This is a genomic window from Fructilactobacillus sp. X8R1C1, assembly GCF_059900945.1.
On record NZ_JBWXVH010000001.1, the window covers coordinates 88533 to 104534 of the forward strand.

The window sequence follows — 16002 nt, forward strand, 5'->3', positions numbered from 1 at the left end:
TCTGTAAGGCAGATGGAGCCGTTTTTTTAAGGAGTTTGATAAGTTGGAAGATAATATTTTTTTAACTGGGAAAGTGCAGGGGATCCCAGCTGTACTTGCTAACAAAGACAGACGGGCACACTTGCAGGCTCGATTAAAGGAGCAGTATCCAATGGATACGATTGTGTCAATCAAGTTAAATATTCCGGGTCCCATCAAGAACAACCCGCAAATCATGAACTTATTTGATGTTGGATATAAGCGATTCTTTAAAACACAGTTGTACAATATGAAAATTATCGATAAAATGGGGTGGAACACTGATGCGGGAAAAGAACGGTTTTTGGTGGTTGATGGTGATGGGCTTGTTTTGAAGAAACGAGCAATTCATTTTGAAGATCATGATCGTTTAGGACGTTTGTTTGATATTGACGTAATGGATCATAATCATTCTCATTACTCCCGGACTGATGTCAAAATGAGACCCAGAAGATGTCTGATTTGTGATCGAAATGCTAAAGAATGCGCTAGAAACCGTACTCATTCCGTGTCTGATTTGCAACGAAAAATTAGCGAGATATATTTTAGGAATGTCGGATATGAATAATGCGGTAATGGATTGGAAAGTTAAAATTTGTCAAAAAAATAAAACCGTTAACGCTGTGATGGAATCAATGTTAGATGAAGTTGTTTCTAATCCAAAACCAGGATTGGTTGATCCAGTTTCTCATAAATCTCATCCTGATATGGATGTCTTTACATTCATTGACAGCATTATTACAATGCGTCCTTATTTTGAAACCGCTTTTTTACGAGGACAAAATTTTTTAAGTGATGACTTAAGTCAATTATTGAAGTTGATTCGACCTGATGGAATTAAAGCTGAAAAAAACATGTTTAGGGAGACTAACGGTGTCAATACCCATAAGGGTGCAATCTTCGTAATGGGAATTATTGTTGCAGCACTAGGCTATCTTTCTCAGTCCAAAGCTTCCTTTACACTTGGAGATATAATTAATGTAGAAAAAGCTATGACTGCTGGAATCGTTAAATCAGACTTTTCGCAGGTGAGAAGAAAATCTGCTAGCAAATTAACCGCTGGTGAGCACCAATTTTTAGAATATGGGATGACAGGAATTCGTGGAGAAGCCGAGGCTGGATTCAAAACTGTGACAGGTCATGGCTTGCCAGCTTTGGTCGCTTTTAATGGAAATAAAAATGAAAAGATCCTTCGAGCGTTACTTAACATTGTTGCTCATAGTCAAGATAGTAATTTGATTAAACGTGCTGGATCGCCTGAAATCGTTGAAAAGGTACACAGGCAGGTTACTTCAATTTTAAACACTGAAGCTTTTAATTCCGCTCTAGTTAAAGAACAACTGGAAAAAATGTGTGAAAACTTTGATAATCAAGATTTAAGCTTAGGTGGTTCAGCTGATTTATTAATTTTAACCATCTTTTTTGGTAAGATAACTGATCATTTTTAAACATTAGTGACGTTTAGAAAATTAAATTGAAAATGGAGTGGTATTAGTGAAAGTTGGAATTGATAAAATTGGCTTTTATACCCCAACTTATTTTATTGATATGGTGGATTTAGCCAAAGCGCGTGATGAAGATCCAAACAAGTATTTAATTGGGATCGGACAAACTCAACAAGCTGTCATTCCCTCCACCCAAGATTCTGTTACGTTGGCAGCCAATGCTTCGGACCAAATTGTAAGTCAAGAAAATCGAGATAAGATTGATTTAATTATTTTTGGGTCAGAAAGTGGAATTGATAACTCTAAGTCTGGGGCAATTTATGTTCAAAATCTGTTAAAACTGAGTTCACACGCACGAGCATTTGAAATTAAACAAGCCTGCTATGGAGCGACTGCGGGATTACAGATGGCTAAAGACTATGTTCATTTGCATCCTGATAAGCAAGCTTTAGTGATTGGTTCTGATATTGCTAGATACGGGGTTCAAACTGCTGGCGAAGTTACACAAGGTGGTGGAGCGGTTGCCATGACGGTGTCGAATAATCCACGTATTATGACTTTAAGCGATGATAGTAGTGTTTATTCTCAAGACATTATGGATTTTTGGCGGCCAATCGGAAAGACTGAGGCGGTTGTGGATGGACACTACTCCAACGATATTTATGAAAAATTTTTTAATGAAACGGTTCATGATTATTTAAAAAAACATGATCTTACTTTTAATGATTTAAAGGCGATCGTTTTTCACTTGCCATACACTAAGATGGGGTTAAAAGCATTACGCCAAGTCCTTCCTGAAGTTTCAGTTAAGGAACAGGAAAAATTGTTAAGAGAATTTGAAGCTAGTCGGGTTTACAGTAAACGAGTTGGCAATTTGTATACCGGGTCACTATATTTGAGTCTTCTTTCACTTCTGGATAATTCTTCAGATTTAAGGGTAGGAGACCAAATTGGTGTGTTTAGTTATGGTTCTGGGGCTCAAGGAGAGTTTTATACCGGAATGCTACAAGATCACTTTAGGGATCAAAATCGGAGACAGTTAATGAATAATCTGTTAGACAGTCGAAAGAAATTATCAATTGAAGAGTATGAACAAATATTCAATGGTTTGCCTAGTCTTTTGGATGATAATTATGAATTGGATCTAAGTAATGATCCTGCTAAATTTGTCTTTTCTGGTGTTAAAGAAGGTAAACGTCAGTATTTAAATCAAGAAAAAAACCATTCACTTTGAAGTGAATGGTTTTTATTTAATGCCGATTCGATATAAACCGACAACTTTACCTAAGATGACTACGTTTTTTAAAATAATTGGTGCCATGTCATCATTTTCGGGTTGGAGTCTGAAATGGTCACTTTCTTTAAAGAATCGTTTGCAGGTGGCTTCGTTTTCGTCGTTCATGGCGATAACAATATCACCATTTTCAGCGGTATTTTGGCGTTTTACAATTACCTGATCACCGTCTAAAATTCCGATATTGATCATACTTGTACCACTAATGGTAAGCATGAAGAGTGAATCAGAACTTCGTTGGAGTGCGGTTGGAATCGGGAAATAATCAGTTGCGTCTTGAACCGCAAGAATTGGTTCTCCGGCAGCAACGGTTCCAAGTAAAGGCATCTCGTCCGGCTTTGATTCTTGAGAAACACCAAGATAGTTCATTCCATCAGAAGTAACTTCAAGGGCGCGCGGCTTAGTTGGATCCTTGATGATATAGCCCTTCTTTTCCAAACGAGCGAGATGACCATGGACCGTTGAAGTTGACGATAATCCAACGTGTTCTCCGATTTCTCGAACGGTTGGTGGGTATCCTTGATCACGAACTTGTTTCCAAATGTATTCGAGAATATCATGTTGTTTTGTTTGTGATGCTTGCGACATAAGGCACCTCTGTGCTTTCTAATTGGTTTTTAGCTAAAATAAGAATACCACAAAAACGGAATTTTGCAAACGTTTGTTCGTGTACAAATCCTTGTTTTCACGCTTTATTTCGTGATATTATGATATCAGATGAAGGGAGAGGTTAACATGGCTGAAGATAAAGAATTAGAAAAACTCATTCCAAGAATTAACGAATTATCTAAAAAATCAAAAAACGAAGGTTTATCTGAAGACGAAAAAGAAGAACAGAAGAAGTTACGAAAAGAGTACTTAGATCGTTTCAAGGCTAATTTTAAAAGTCAGATTGAAATGACTAAGGTCTATGATAAAAAAGGGAACGAAATTACTTCAGACAAAGTCAAGGAATCTCAGCGAAAGAAAAATTTGCGAGACGATTGATTCCAATCTTTTCAAAACCTTGCTAATTGTGTAAAATAATAATAAAAGGCTTGAAGGGAGGTCAATGATTTGTCTACATGGATCTGGATTTTAATAGTGATTTTGGCTTTACTAGCTGGTGCACTAATTGGCTTCTTCGGTGCTCGTAAGTACATGGAAAAGTATTTGAAGGATAATCCACCAATCAACCAGGAACAACTTAAAGCGATGATGCTTCAGATGGGACAAAAGCCATCACAAAAGAAACTTAACCAAATGATGAACGCAATGAAACATCATCAAAATTAAAAAAACGTCGAATTACTTCGACGTTTTTTTATTATGCGGTTTTGATTCATCAATGTACACGTAGTTGGGATTAATTTCATCATCGAGCTTGTCAAAGGCGGCTTGCATTTGATTTTCAATTAATTTTTGATTCTTATCATCCAATCTTTCTTTTTTGTTGATATAAATTGGATCACCAAAGTTAATTGAAACTTTCTGGCGTTTGAAAACTTCTTTGAGGGTCAATGGCCCCTGATAAACAACTGGTACCAGGGGCACTCCAGCTAGTTGGGCAATCAGTGCTGCACCGCCCTTGAGTTTTTTGGAATGCCTCGTACCAGACGGGAACATCATGAGTGATAGATTGGTTTTTCTCAGTGTTCTAACTGGAATTTTAATTGCTGAAATTCCTGGATTTGAACGATCAACCGAAAATACGTTGACGTGCCGCAAAAACCATCCCAGCATTGGATTTTTGAATAGTTCTTTTTTAGCCATGAAACACAACTGTTTAGGGCGAATTACCGTTGCAATTAGAATCATATCAAACCAACTCCGGTGGGGAGCAATTAACACGTAATTTCCGTCTGGGATACGATTCTTGTGCATCACATTCATTGGTCCATTTATAATTCTTAAAATGAATTGGCCAACTGTAAATAAAAACGAGTACCACAAAAGATTTTAAGCTCCTTTTTTTAAGATGTATAATTTAATAGTATATTATTAACGGTAAAAGTGACAAGTTAAATTTAAAAAATGGTGGTGAACTAGGTGAACTTGATTGGTGATGAACGAATTGACCAACTCTACAGTCAGGACATTAAAGTCATTCAAAGTCCAAGTGTGTTTTCATTTTCTTTGGATGCCGTAATGCTTGCTAATTTTGCTCAGCCTAAGATCAGTAAGAATAGTCTTTTGGTTGATTTATGTGCTGGTAATGGTGCCGTTGGTTTGTTTTTAAGCAAAAAAACACATGGTAAGATTGCCGAAGTCGAGATTCAATCACGTCTAAGTGATATGGCAACTAGGAGTGTTCAACTGAACGGCTTAGAGGATCAGATATCCGTTTATAATGATGATTTAGCTAATGCTACCACAATTTTTGGCAAAGATGAGGTTGATACTATTACGGTTAACCCTCCGTATTTTTCAAATCTTCCGACTAGTAAAAAAAATCCGAATGAATATTTAGCGATTGCAAGACACGAAGTAAAAACTAATTTGAAAAGCGTTATTAAAACTAGTAGTGAGCTTTTAAAAACTGGTGGGAAACTTTACATGGTTTATCGTCCTGATCGCCTACATGAATTAATGAACTTAATGACTAACTTTCGACTAGCAATGAAGCAAATTCAATTTATTTACCCTAAAGAGGGAAAGAATTCTAACATGATTTTGGTATCTGCAATTAAAGATGGAAAAAATGCTGGTTTAAAAGTTGATTACCCGATTACGGTTTATGACCATGGTAGTTATTCAAAAGAGGTTAAAAAGATGTTGTATGGAAAGTAAAAGTTACTATATGTATGTCTTACTTTGTTGTGACGGGACGTTTTACGGTGGGTTTACCGATGACGTTTATCGTAGATTAGCGGTTCATCAAGCTGGGAAAGGGGCCAAATATACTAAAACTAGGCGACCTTTAAAGCTACTGTACTACGAAAAATTTAATGATAAAAGGAGTGCCATGAAAGCAGAATACGCTTTTAAGCATCAAACTCGGAGAAAAAAAGAATTTTTTCTAATTAGCCATGGAATTGACTCGACTCTTTGGGGTAATTAGTGGTTGGGTGTTATAATTATGGTGAAAAGAAAAGGGGGACTAAGTTATGAAAATCATTGCATATGGAATTAGAGACGATGAACGACCATACTTAGAACAATGGGATAAAGCTCATCCAGACATTGAAGTAAAAGCAGAATCAAAATTATTGGATAATGACACTGTCGACGAAGCAAAGGGATTTGATGGTGTGGTTGCATACCAGCAAAAGCCTTATACTGCTGATATTTTAGACAAATTAGCTAGTTTTGGCATTAAATCACTTTCACTTCGAAACGTCGGGGTGGATAATGTTGATGCCGACGCTGTTAAACGTGATGGCATTAATGTCACTAACGTTCCAGCTTATTCACCAGCTGCTATTGCTGAATTAGCGGTTACAGAAATGATGCGGTTACTTCGTCATACTAAAAAGTTTGAAGATAAGGAACGCCATGGTAACATGACCTGGGCTCCAGATATTGCTGACGAAATGAACAAACAAACCGTTGGTGTCTATGCTACTGGAAGAATCGGACGCCAAGTTGTTAAAATCCTTCAAGGTTTTGGTGCCAAAGTGATTGCTTATGACCCTTATCCAAACCCTGAGCTCAAAAAAGAGGGAATTTACGTTGATACCCCTGAAGAATTGTATGCAAATTCTGATATTATAACGCTTCATGCCCCAGCATTAAAAGAAAATGATCATATGATTAATGATGATTCAATTGCGCAAATGAAAGATGGAATCAAAATTATCAATGCTGCCCGTGGAAGTTTGATTGATACTGATGCTTTGATTCGTGGCCTTGACAGTGGCAAGATCTCAGGAGCTGCTCTTGATGTGTACGAAAACGAAGTGGGTATTTTCAATGTTGATTTTGGAAGTTTTGATAAGATCCCAGATGACAGACTGAAGAACTTGATGAAACGGGATAATGTTTTAATCACTCCACACATTGCATTTTACACGAAGCCTGCGGTTAAGAACATGGTTCAAATTGCACTCGATTCAAACGTTCAATTGATTAAAAACGGTAAGTCCGATAACTCAGTTGAAGTTAAATAGGAAATCAAAATAAAAAGCGCACTTCATATGAAGTGCGCTTTTTATTTTGATAGAGCCTTTAAAAGTTCACAAAGTTCAGTTTGAGAAGTTACTGTTTGGTCAGGAACGAAGTTTGTTTCTGGAACAGACCTTTTGCGGTGATTGAACCAAAAGGCATGCCAACCAGCTCGCTTGGCTGAAATGATGTCACCAGTAAATGAATCGCCAATGTAAGCTACTTCGGATGGTCTTACATCTAATCTATGATTCATAACGGTAAAAATTTTAGGATCCGGTTTTAACATGCCAACTGACTCTGAAGCAATGATGTAATTAGGATCAATGTAATCATCTAATCCAAGGATCTTTAGTTCGTTATTTAAGAATTGACTGGATCCGTTAGCAATAATTCCAATTTTTAAATCATTTGACAACATTTGGATTGTCTTTAAAAGATCGTGATAAGATGAAATTTCTTTAATACAAGTTAGATAGTTTTTCTTAAAATGTTTAATTTCTTCTTTATCCGGATCAAGATCGTTAACACCATTTTTGATGTTTTGATAAACTAGTTCATTTTGCTTGTAAGTTCCAGACATTATATTGGAATAAACTAAGGGACTTTGAATTTGAAAATTTTTAAATGAAGTAGCTGAGTCAATAATTGGATGATTAGGGAACGTCTTAAAAAAGGCCTCTTCTGAAACCCGCTTTTGATCATACAATGTGTCGTCGACGTCAAATACGACAGCTTTTATCATTTAAACTCCTCCTCAGATACATAGAACCGTAACACATTTTTAATATTATACGCAAGATTTGATTAAATCTCAAAATATTATTGTTATTTACGTTGATATTTTGTATACTAATCCTTGGTGTTAATTACCAATACACACCTAGAAGGTTTTGTAAGGCGGTGCTCATTTGAGTTCCTTGCATAATTCTAGGGAGGAAAAAACTTTTATATGGAGGCTAATTATGGCTGTAGTTACAATGAAACAATTACTTGAGGCTGGTGTTCATTTCGGTCACCAAACTCGTCGTTGGAATCCTAAGATGAAGAAATACATTTTTACTGAACGTAATGGTATTTATATCATCGATTTACAAAAGACGGTTAAGTGCATTGACCGTGCTTACAACTTTATGAAGGATGAAGCAGCAAATGATGCTGTAATTCTTTTTGTTGGTACTAAGAAACAAGCTCAAGATTCAATTGAAGAAGAAGCAAAACGTGCTGGTGTTTACTACGTTAACCATCGTTGGTTAGGTGGTACTCTTACCAACTGGAACACGATTCAAAAACGAATTAAGTACTTGAAGAAACTTAAAAAGATGGCTCAAGATGGTACTTTTGAACGTTTACCAAAGAAGGAAGTTGCTTTGCTTAAGAAGCAAACCGACAAACTTGAAAGATTCTTAGGCGGTATCGAAGATATGCCTAAGATTCCGGATGTAATGTTCATCGTTGATCCACATAAGGAACAAATTGCTTTGCATGAAGCTCAAAAGCTTAATATTCCGGTTGTAGCAATGGTAGATACTAATACTGATCCTGATGGAATTGATTATGTTATTCCTTCTAATGATGATGCAATTCGTGCCATCAGATTGATTACTTCAACAATGGCTGATGCTATTATTGAGGGTAAACAGGGTGAAGATGAAGTTAGCGAAAAAGATTTTGATAAAAATGCTGACCAAAAAGATGAAAAATCCGAAGAAACTAAATAATTAAAGTGATAGGCTGACTTTTGTTTAGACCCTTTTGGCCTAATTTAAGTCAGTTTTTTATTAAAACAAAGGAGATCACAATTATGGCAAAAGTAACTGCTAAACAAGTTAAAGAGTTACGTGACAAGACTAGTGCTGGTATGATGGATGCTAAGAAGGCTTTAGTTGCCGCCGATGGTGATGAAAAGAAAGCCATTGATATTCTTAGAGAAAATGGGGTTGCAAAGGCTGAAAAGAAGAGTGGAAAGGTGGCTGCCAGTGGCCTCACTCGAGTTGCTGTTCATGATAACAAGGCTGCGATCGTTGAAATTAACTCGCAAACGGACTTTGTTGCCAGCAATGATGACTTTAAGGATTTGATTGATGCTGTTGCTGATGCAATTGCTTTAAATCAGCCTAAAGATTTAGATGCAGCAATGAAACTTGAATTAAACGATGGAACCGTCGAAGATGCCATCATTAATACTACCCAAGTTACTGGTGAAAAAATCAAATTGCGTCGTTTCAAGACCTTTAATAAAAATGATGATGATAGTTTTGGCTTTTATCTTCATAATGGTGGAGAAATTGGTGCTTTGGTTGAACTTCAAGGTGGAGATGACAATACTGCTAAGGATGTTGCCATGCATGTTGCTGCTGAAAACCCAGAATTCTTAACTCAAGATGAAATTCCTTCAGATCGGTTGCAGCATGAACGTGAAGTTCTTAAAAAGGAAGCTCTAAGTGAGGGTAAACCTGAAAAGATCGTTGAAAAGATGGTTGATGGGCGTTTAAAGAAATTCTTAGCTCAAATTAGTTTAGCTGATCAACCTTTTGTTAAGGATCCTGATATGTCTGTTCAACAATATGTTGAATCAAATAATGGTAAACTAAAAGGCTTTGTTCGATATGAAGTTGGTGAAGGTATTGAACAAGATACTCAAAGTTTTGCTGATGAAGTTAAACAACAAATGAATCAATAATATTTCAGCAAAAAGTCAGTGTTAAATGCACTGGCTTTTTTGTTATACCTAACTTCAGGGCACTGTTGTTATACGTTAATATATGCTAAAATTATCGTAGTTAATTTATATTGTTGGAGGAAATCTGATGGCAGATTTAAAGTACAAACGGATCGTTTTAAAGTTAAGCGGTGAAGCTCTTGCTGGTGATAAAGGATTTGGAATTAATCCCCCCGTTATCAAGACGATTGCTGAAGAAATTAGAGATGTTTATAACTTAGGGATTCAAATTGCCATCGTTGTCGGTGGTGGAAACATGTGGCGTGGTGAAGCTGGTGAAGAAATGGGAATGGAAAGATCCCAAGCCGATTATATTGGGATGCTTTCGACCATTATGAACGGTTTAGCCTTACAGGATAACCTTGAATCAGTGGATGTTCCGACTAGGCTTCAAACATCGATTGAAATGAAGCAAATTGCAGAACCCTACATTCGGCGTAAAGCAGTTCGCCACTTAGAGAAGGGACGAATTGTGATTTTTTCTGGAGGTACTGGTAATCCGTACTTTTCAACTGATACTACGGCAGTCCTCCGTGCTGCTGAAATTGACGCTGATGCCATTTTAATGGCAAAAAACGGAGTTGACGGAATTTACTCAGCTGATCCTAAAACCGATCCCAATGCTAAAAAGTATGAGAAATTAACGCAAATGGATATCATTAACAAAGGCTTACATGTTATGGATACTACTGCAAGTTCACTTTCGATGGATAATAATATTCCGTTAGTGGTATTCAATTTAAATAAGCCTGGCAATATCAAGAAGGTTGTTCAAGGTGACAAAATTGGAACAATCGTGGAAGGAAAATAATATGCCTAGTTCAAATGAAATTATTGACACAACTAAGTCAAAAATGAAGAAAGCAGAGGAAGCCTTACAGCGGGAACTTGGAAACATCAGAGCTGGTAGTGCTAATGCTAGTTTATTAAGTCCGGTTAGAGTTAACTACTATGGGGCATCAACGCCATTAAATCAGGTAGCTTCAATCTCAATTCCAGAACCGCGTGTAATTTTAATTACACCTTATGATAAGAGTTCGTTAAAGGACATTGAGCATGGTATTTTAGAGGCTGACCTTGGAATTAATCCGATGAATGATGGTGACAATATTCGAATTGTGATCCCACAGTTGACAGAAGATCGTCGAAAAGAAATTGCGAAAAAAGTTAAAGCAACTGGTGAAGAAAGTAAAGTAGCAGTTAGAAATGTTCGTCGTGACGGCATGGACGCTGCCAAACGTGGTAACAAAGATGGTGATTTTACGGATGACGAGTCTCATAATTTGGAGGACAAAATTCAAAAAATCACTGATAAGTCAATTTCTGAAGTGGAAGACATTATCTCGAAAAAGGAAGACGAGATTCTTAATGGTTAATAAAATAGGGAGTTTTTCTAATGGCTGATGATAATGATAACGAAAAAGAAGTAACACCGGGCACACCTGAGTTTGATCACATGGCATTTCGTTTGAAACAGCCAGTTAACGAAGGAAACCTGCGTGCACTGGACTATGATGGTAATCAATTACAGAAAATTCAAGATAATGTGTACGTGATGCCCGCTTATATTAATGATGACTTTAACTTATTTTTTGTAGTTTCTCCCTTGATCGAAAATGACTGGATTATTGCTTTCTCAAAAGCGACGATTGAGAATGGAAACGAGATTACAGATCTGTCAGAGCCAATCCCAACCGGTGAGGGATTGAATCAACTCGGGGAACAGAGCCCAGAAGACGCTAATAAGATTTTAAAGTATTTTAATACTTTGGTTGACGCAGGTCGTGGAGAATGGAAATTAGTAAAGTAAAAGGATGAGGATTCTCTCATCCTTTATTTATGTAAAAGTATTGAGGTACTCAAATGACTAACGAACTGGATATAAAAAACATTCCTAATCATATTGCAATAATTATGGATGGAAACGGGCGCTGGGCAAAAAAAAGACACTTACCTAGAATTGCTGGCCATAAACGCGGAATGGAAGTAGTAAAAGATATTACTACCAAAGCAAGTAATCTTGGGGTTAAAGTATTAACGTTATACGCATTCTCTACTGAAAACTGGAAGCGACCCGCAAAGGAAGTTGGCTACTTGATGAGTTTGCCAGCTAAATTTTTTGATGATTTTGTTCCGAGCCTCATTAAACACAATGTTAAGGTTACGACAATTGGTGACATTTCTGGATTACCTAAAAGAACCCAAAAGGCAGTTTATGACGCAATTGATGATACTAAGGATTGTACCGGGATGGTTTTGAATTTTGCTTTAAATTACGGTAGTCGTGACGAGATTGTGCGTAGCGTTAAGGAAATTGCGCAAAATGTAAAAAGGGGTAATATAAATGTTGATGAAATTTCTGATCAGACAATTTCAGATCATTTGATGACCGCTTTTTTGGGTGAATATTCTGATCCTGATTTATTGATTCGAACTAGTGGTGAAGAACGGATTTCTAATTTTTTGTTATGGCAAATTGCGTACAGTGAATTAGAGTTTGTTGATCAGTACTGGCCTGATTTCACACCTGCCGATCTAGAAAAAACAATTATACAATTTCAACAGCGTCACCGTCGATTTGGTGGTTTGGACGCAAAATAGGAGATTTATTATGAAGCAGAGAATTATCACAGCGGTTATTGCTTTGATTATTTTTATACCAATTATCATTGCTGGTGGAATATGGATTGATTTAGCCGCTATCGTGTTAGGTTTGATTGCTCTAGCAGAAATTTTTATTATGAAAAAACGACTTTTAGTGTCTCCAGAGACACTAATTGCGTTTGTTGCGACAATTGCTATGATTATCCCGACAAACTGGTTATCATTTTTACCATTGTGGATTAAGCCTCCATTTGCAATTTACATTTTAATAATGTTATTGATGTTATTTACCGTATTTTCTAAAAATAAGTTCAATTTTGATGACGCTGGGGTCTTTACCTTGGCAATTTTGTACATTGGGTTTGGATTTCATTACTTTATTGAAGCCCGGACTGATGGATTAACAACCCTGTTGTACGCTTTGTTTATTGTGTGGTTAACTGATTCTGGTGCCTACTTTTTTGGAAGGGCATTTGGAAAGCACAAATTGGCACCTCATATTTCTCCTAATAAGACTTGGGAGGGATCGATTGGCGGTACAGCACTAGCAGCCATTTTGTGTACAATCTTTGTCTGCTTTTTCCCAATTGATGGGATTGGTACTGTAAGTATGTTCTTTATTACGATTGTTCTTTCCATTTTTGGTCAATTTGGTGATTTAGTTGAGTCAGCTTTAAAGCGTTATTATGGAGTTAAGGATTCCGGCAAGATTTTGCCAGGCCACGGTGGAATATTAGATCGATTCGATAGTTTATTATTTGTTCTACCACTACTACATTTATTTGGAATTGTGTAATATCTGGAAGGGACTGGGTCTTTATTGTTAATTACAATCATTAGTTTCATAATCATTTTTGGAATATTAGTTTTTGTTCATGAATTTGGTCATTTTATCGTGGCTAAAATGTCAGGAATCATGGTCCGTGAATTTTCGATTGGAATGGGTCCCAAGTTGTTTTACTATCGACATAATCACACGACTTATACACTACGATTACTGCCTATTGGTGGATATGTTCGAATGGCTGGAAGTAGTGATGATGAGGATGAAGAAATTCAGCCAGGGACTCCAGTTCGGCTTCAAACTAATAGCAAAGGTGTTGTTACTAGAATTGATTTGAGTAATAAAAGCCAACTGTTTCAAGGAATACCACTAGATGTGTCGGGATCCGATCTAGAAAGGGGTCTCTGGATTGAAGGATACGAAAATGGTGATGATTCTGAGAAAAAAAAGTTTTCTGTTGATCACGATGCTACTATTATTGAAAAAGATGGGATCGAGGTTCAAATCGCGCCGGTTGACGTTCAATTTCAGTCAGCACCTTTGTATAAACGACTTTTGGTAAATTGCGCGGGAATTTTTAACAACGTTGTCTTGGCAATTTTGGCATTTATGCTTTTGTCCTTCATGCAAGGTGGAGTTCCTAATAACTCAAACAAGGTTAACCTGTCGCCACAAGTTTCAATTGCGAAAAAAGCTGGTCTGCAAAATAATAGTAATATTTTGGCTGTTGATGGTCACAAAACCAACACGTGGAATGATATCGGCACGTTGATTCAGAAGCGCCCAGATAAAAAAGTAACTTTAACGGTTAAGCATGATGGAAAAGTTAAAAATATTTCAATGACGACTGAAGCCAAAACCATTCAGAAGCAAAAAGTTGGTATGATTGGAGTTCAGCAGGCGATGGACACTAGTTTTTCAGCTAAGTTGTTTTCTGGATTTACTCGAACCTGGGATATGACAACTGAATTGTTTGGTGTGTTGGGTTCAATGTTTACCCATTTTTCTTTAAATGACTTAGGTGGTCCAGTTGCCATTTTTGCGGAGACGTCTAACGCATCCAAGGGCGGTTTTTTAGGACTGTTGAGCTTTTTAGCATTTTTATCCATTAATTTAGCCATTGTAAATGTGTTACCAATTCCAGCCTTGGATGGTGGTAAAATATTATTAAATATTGTGGAAGCAATTAGAAGAAAACCAGTTTCGGAAAAAACGGAAACGATCATTACGCTCATTGGTTTTGCCATTCTGATAGTATTGATGGTACTGGTAACTTGGAATGATATTGAGCGATACTTTATTCGATAAAACTTTAGGGGTTATAAAATGAAACAGTCAAAATTATTGATACCAACTTTAAAACAAGATCCAGCGGGAGCTGAAGCTCTTAGTCATAAAATGCTAGTTCGATCTGGATTCGTTAGGCAGGTTTCGGCAGGTATGTATGCATATTTACCACTGGCATATCGCGTGCTTGAAAACATCAAAAAAATTGTTCGTGAAGAATTAGATAAAACCGATGCAGCAGAAATGTTGATGCCCACAGTTATTCCAGCTAAATTATGGAAAGATTCGGGTAGATATGACACTTATGGTCCCGAACTATTTAAATTTAAAAATCGACATGATACGGATTTTATTTTGGGTCCTACACATGAAGAAACTTTTACAGATCTAATTAAAAATAATATCAAATCATATAAAAAGCTTCCTTTAATTTTATATCAAATTCAACCTAAGTATCGTGATGAAGATCGGCCACGTTATGGATTGTTGCGTAGTCGAGAGTTTATTATGCTCGATGTCTATTCCTTTTCTGAAGATGATGATGATTTGGATAAGATTTATAAACAAATGGAAGCAGCGTTTCAGAGAATTTTTGACCGGATTGGGTTAAATTATCGGACCATCATTGGTGATTCTGGGTCAATGGGTGGCTCCGATTCAAAAGAATTTTCTGCTCCTGCTGCGGTTGGTGAAGATACGATTGTCTATTCGGATGATAGTGATTATGCTGCTAATCTGGAGATGGCGACGAATATGTTTGTTGATCAAAAGGGACATCAAGAATTAAATGATTTGGAATTAGTTGACACTCCAGATGTTAATAACATTAATCAAGTTAGTAAGTTCTTTGATGTTGAAAAAGATCAGATTATTAAAAGTTTACTTTATATCGTTGATGGTAAGCCAGTAATGATTTTGATTCGGGGAGACCAAAAAATTAATCCAACAAAGGTTAAGAATTATTTTGATGCTGATTCGGCAGAACTTGCTATCCCAACTGAGGTTTCTAAATACTTAGACGTTAAACCTGGATCGGTTGGACCAATTAATGTTCCAGATGACGTTTCTGTTTATGCTGATCAGTATGTTAAAGGTATTAGTAATGGTGTTACCGGGGCTAACAAAAACGGGAAGCATTATAAAAACGTTAATTACGACCGTGATTACCAAGTAAAAGACTTTGGGGATTTTCATTTAGTTAAAGAAGGAGACATTTCTCCTGATGGTAGCGGAGTATTGAAGTTTACCAAGGGAATTGAAATTGGTCATATTTTCAAATTGGGGACACGATATTCCAAAACATTGGGTGCTGATATTCTCGATCAGAATGGTCGTAATATCCCGGTTGTCATGGGCTCATATGGAATTGGTGTCAGTCGTTTGTTGTCGGCAGTTTCAGAGCAGCAAGCTGATCAAAATGGATTAGTTTGGCCAAAAGAAATTGCTCCATATGATGTTCATGTTATCCCAACGAATGTTAAAAATGATGAGCAATTAGAGATGACATCTTCAATTGAAAAAGAATTGGAATCAAAAGGACTATCTGTTTTGGTTGATGATCGTAAGGAACGTGCCGGGGTTAAGTTTGCTGATTCTGATCTTATTGGGATCCCAATTCGGGTTACAATCGGCAAAAAGGCGGATGAAGGAATTGTAGAAGTTAAAATTCGTAAAACTGGCGAAACGATTGAAACTAAACAAGATGATTTAAGTAATACAATTGATATTTTGTCTAAAGAGATTTAAATTAAAGACCAGGTTTTGA

At 36.7% G+C, this 16002-nt stretch carries 20 protein-coding genes; 17 read left to right on the forward strand and 3 right to left on the reverse strand.

From position 1 onward, the window contains the following. Positions 1 to 43: 43 nt before the first annotated feature. The 3 genes from citX to AC6UD1_RS00530 are packed head-to-tail and all read left to right on the forward strand — an operon-like array spanning position 44 to position 2697. On the forward strand, positions 44 to 586 hold the full coding sequence (gene citX / locus AC6UD1_RS00520; protein WP_500707060.1) for a citrate lyase holo-[acyl-carrier protein] synthase: 543 nt from the start codon (positions 44 to 46) through the stop codon (positions 584 to 586). Next, positions 579 to 1466, forward strand: a complete 888-nt coding sequence (gene citG / locus AC6UD1_RS00525) for a triphosphoribosyl-dephospho-CoA synthase CitG (RefSeq protein WP_500699431.1) — start codon at positions 579 to 581, stop codon at positions 1464 to 1466. Before citX ends, citG begins: the two co-directional genes overlap by 8 nt. A 46-nt stretch (positions 1467 to 1512) precedes the next feature. After that, on the forward strand, positions 1513 to 2697 hold the full coding sequence (locus tag AC6UD1_RS00530; protein ID WP_500699432.1) for a hydroxymethylglutaryl-CoA synthase: 1185 nt from the start codon (positions 1513 to 1515) through the stop codon (positions 2695 to 2697). Between the two features lie 12 nt (positions 2698 to 2709). On the opposite strand, the gene lexA is transcribed toward AC6UD1_RS00530, so the two are convergent. Beyond that, complete coding sequence (gene lexA / locus AC6UD1_RS00535; RefSeq protein WP_500695572.1) at positions 2710 to 3345, reverse strand: transcriptional repressor LexA; 636 nt, start codon at positions 3343 to 3345, stop codon at positions 2710 to 2712. A 147-nt stretch (positions 3346 to 3492) separates the two neighbouring features. Between lexA and AC6UD1_RS00540 the strand changes: the two genes are divergently transcribed. Next, the gene (locus tag AC6UD1_RS00540; protein ID WP_500707061.1) at positions 3493 to 3744 is read left to right on the forward strand and encodes a DUF896 domain-containing protein; all 252 of its coding nucleotides are present in this window, start codon (positions 3493 to 3495) and stop codon (positions 3742 to 3744) included. A 69-nt stretch (positions 3745 to 3813) separates the two neighbouring features. Beyond that, positions 3814 to 4032, forward strand: coding sequence for a YneF family protein (locus AC6UD1_RS00545; RefSeq protein ID WP_500693858.1), 219 nt, complete (start codon positions 3814 to 3816; stop codon positions 4030 to 4032). A 12-nt stretch (positions 4033 to 4044) separates the two neighbouring features. Here AC6UD1_RS00545 and AC6UD1_RS00550 read toward each other — a convergent pair whose 3' ends face one another. Further along, a complete protein-coding gene (locus tag AC6UD1_RS00550) occupies positions 4045 to 4689 on the reverse strand; it encodes a lysophospholipid acyltransferase family protein (protein WP_500693857.1) in 645 nt (214 codons plus the stop codon). A 96-nt stretch (positions 4690 to 4785) separates the two neighbouring features. Between AC6UD1_RS00550 and AC6UD1_RS00555 the strand changes: the two genes are divergently transcribed. Genes AC6UD1_RS00555 through AC6UD1_RS00565 form a run of 3 tightly spaced genes read left to right on the forward strand, consistent with a single transcriptional unit; the run spans position 4786 to position 6845 of the window. Further along, positions 4786 to 5526, forward strand: a complete 741-nt coding sequence (locus tag AC6UD1_RS00555; RefSeq protein ID WP_500696625.1) for a tRNA1(Val) (adenine(37)-N6)-methyltransferase — start codon at positions 4786 to 4788, stop codon at positions 5524 to 5526. Further along, positions 5516 to 5797, forward strand: a complete 282-nt coding sequence (locus AC6UD1_RS00560; protein ID WP_500693855.1) for a GIY-YIG nuclease family protein — start codon at positions 5516 to 5518, stop codon at positions 5795 to 5797. The genes AC6UD1_RS00555 and AC6UD1_RS00560 overlap by 11 nt, the downstream gene beginning before the upstream one ends. 46 nt (positions 5798 to 5843) lie before the next feature. Continuing rightward, complete coding sequence (locus AC6UD1_RS00565) at positions 5844 to 6845, forward strand: D-2-hydroxyacid dehydrogenase (protein WP_500693854.1); 1002 nt, start codon at positions 5844 to 5846, stop codon at positions 6843 to 6845. 41 nt (positions 6846 to 6886) lie between these two features. On the opposite strand, the gene AC6UD1_RS00570 is transcribed toward AC6UD1_RS00565, so the two are convergent. Further along, positions 6887 to 7585, reverse strand: coding sequence for an HAD family hydrolase (locus tag AC6UD1_RS00570; RefSeq protein ID WP_500696626.1), 699 nt, complete (start codon positions 7583 to 7585; stop codon positions 6887 to 6889). 220 nt (positions 7586 to 7805) lie between these two features. Here AC6UD1_RS00570 and rpsB point away from each other — a divergent pair, with 220 nt between their 5' ends. From rpsB to AC6UD1_RS00615, 9 genes are all read left to right on the forward strand, one after another. Next, positions 7806 to 8561 carry a 30S ribosomal protein S2 gene (rpsB, locus tag AC6UD1_RS00575; RefSeq protein ID WP_500693852.1) on the forward strand — a complete coding sequence of 252 codons (756 nt, stop codon included), beginning with the start codon at positions 7806 to 7808 and terminating at the stop codon, positions 8559 to 8561. Positions 8562 to 8641: 80 nt separating this feature from the next. Further along, positions 8642 to 9523, forward strand: a complete 882-nt coding sequence (gene tsf / locus AC6UD1_RS00580) for a translation elongation factor Ts (protein ID WP_500693962.1) — start codon at positions 8642 to 8644, stop codon at positions 9521 to 9523. Positions 9524 to 9650: 127 nt separating this feature from the next. Further along, a complete protein-coding gene (gene pyrH / locus AC6UD1_RS00585) occupies positions 9651 to 10373 on the forward strand; it encodes a UMP kinase (protein ID WP_500695573.1) in 723 nt (240 codons plus the stop codon). Between the two features lies 1 nt (position 10374). Further along, positions 10375 to 10938 carry a ribosome recycling factor gene (gene frr, locus AC6UD1_RS00590; protein ID WP_500693850.1) on the forward strand — a complete coding sequence of 188 codons (564 nt, stop codon included), beginning with the start codon at positions 10375 to 10377 and terminating at the stop codon, positions 10936 to 10938. A gap of 20 nt (positions 10939 to 10958) precedes the next feature. Continuing rightward, a complete protein-coding gene (locus AC6UD1_RS00595) occupies positions 10959 to 11372 on the forward strand; it encodes a hypothetical protein (RefSeq protein ID WP_500693849.1) in 414 nt (137 codons plus the stop codon). Between the two features lie 53 nt (positions 11373 to 11425). Next, positions 11426 to 12163 carry an undecaprenyl pyrophosphate synthase gene (gene uppS / locus AC6UD1_RS00600; RefSeq protein WP_500707062.1) on the forward strand — a complete coding sequence of 246 codons (738 nt, stop codon included), beginning with the start codon at positions 11426 to 11428 and terminating at the stop codon, positions 12161 to 12163. A gap of 10 nt (positions 12164 to 12173) precedes the next feature. Then, positions 12174 to 12962, forward strand: coding sequence for a phosphatidate cytidylyltransferase (locus AC6UD1_RS00605; RefSeq protein ID WP_500693847.1), 789 nt, complete (start codon positions 12174 to 12176; stop codon positions 12960 to 12962). A 24-nt stretch (positions 12963 to 12986) separates the two neighbouring features. Next, entirely contained in the window at positions 12987 to 14258 is a 1272-nt protein-coding gene (rseP, locus tag AC6UD1_RS00610; protein ID WP_500707063.1) for an RIP metalloprotease RseP, read from the forward strand. An 18-nt stretch (positions 14259 to 14276) separates the two neighbouring features. Beyond that, a complete protein-coding gene (locus tag AC6UD1_RS00615) occupies positions 14277 to 15983 on the forward strand; it encodes a proline--tRNA ligase (protein ID WP_500707064.1) in 1707 nt (568 codons plus the stop codon). Positions 15984 to 16002 lie beyond the last annotated feature (19 nt).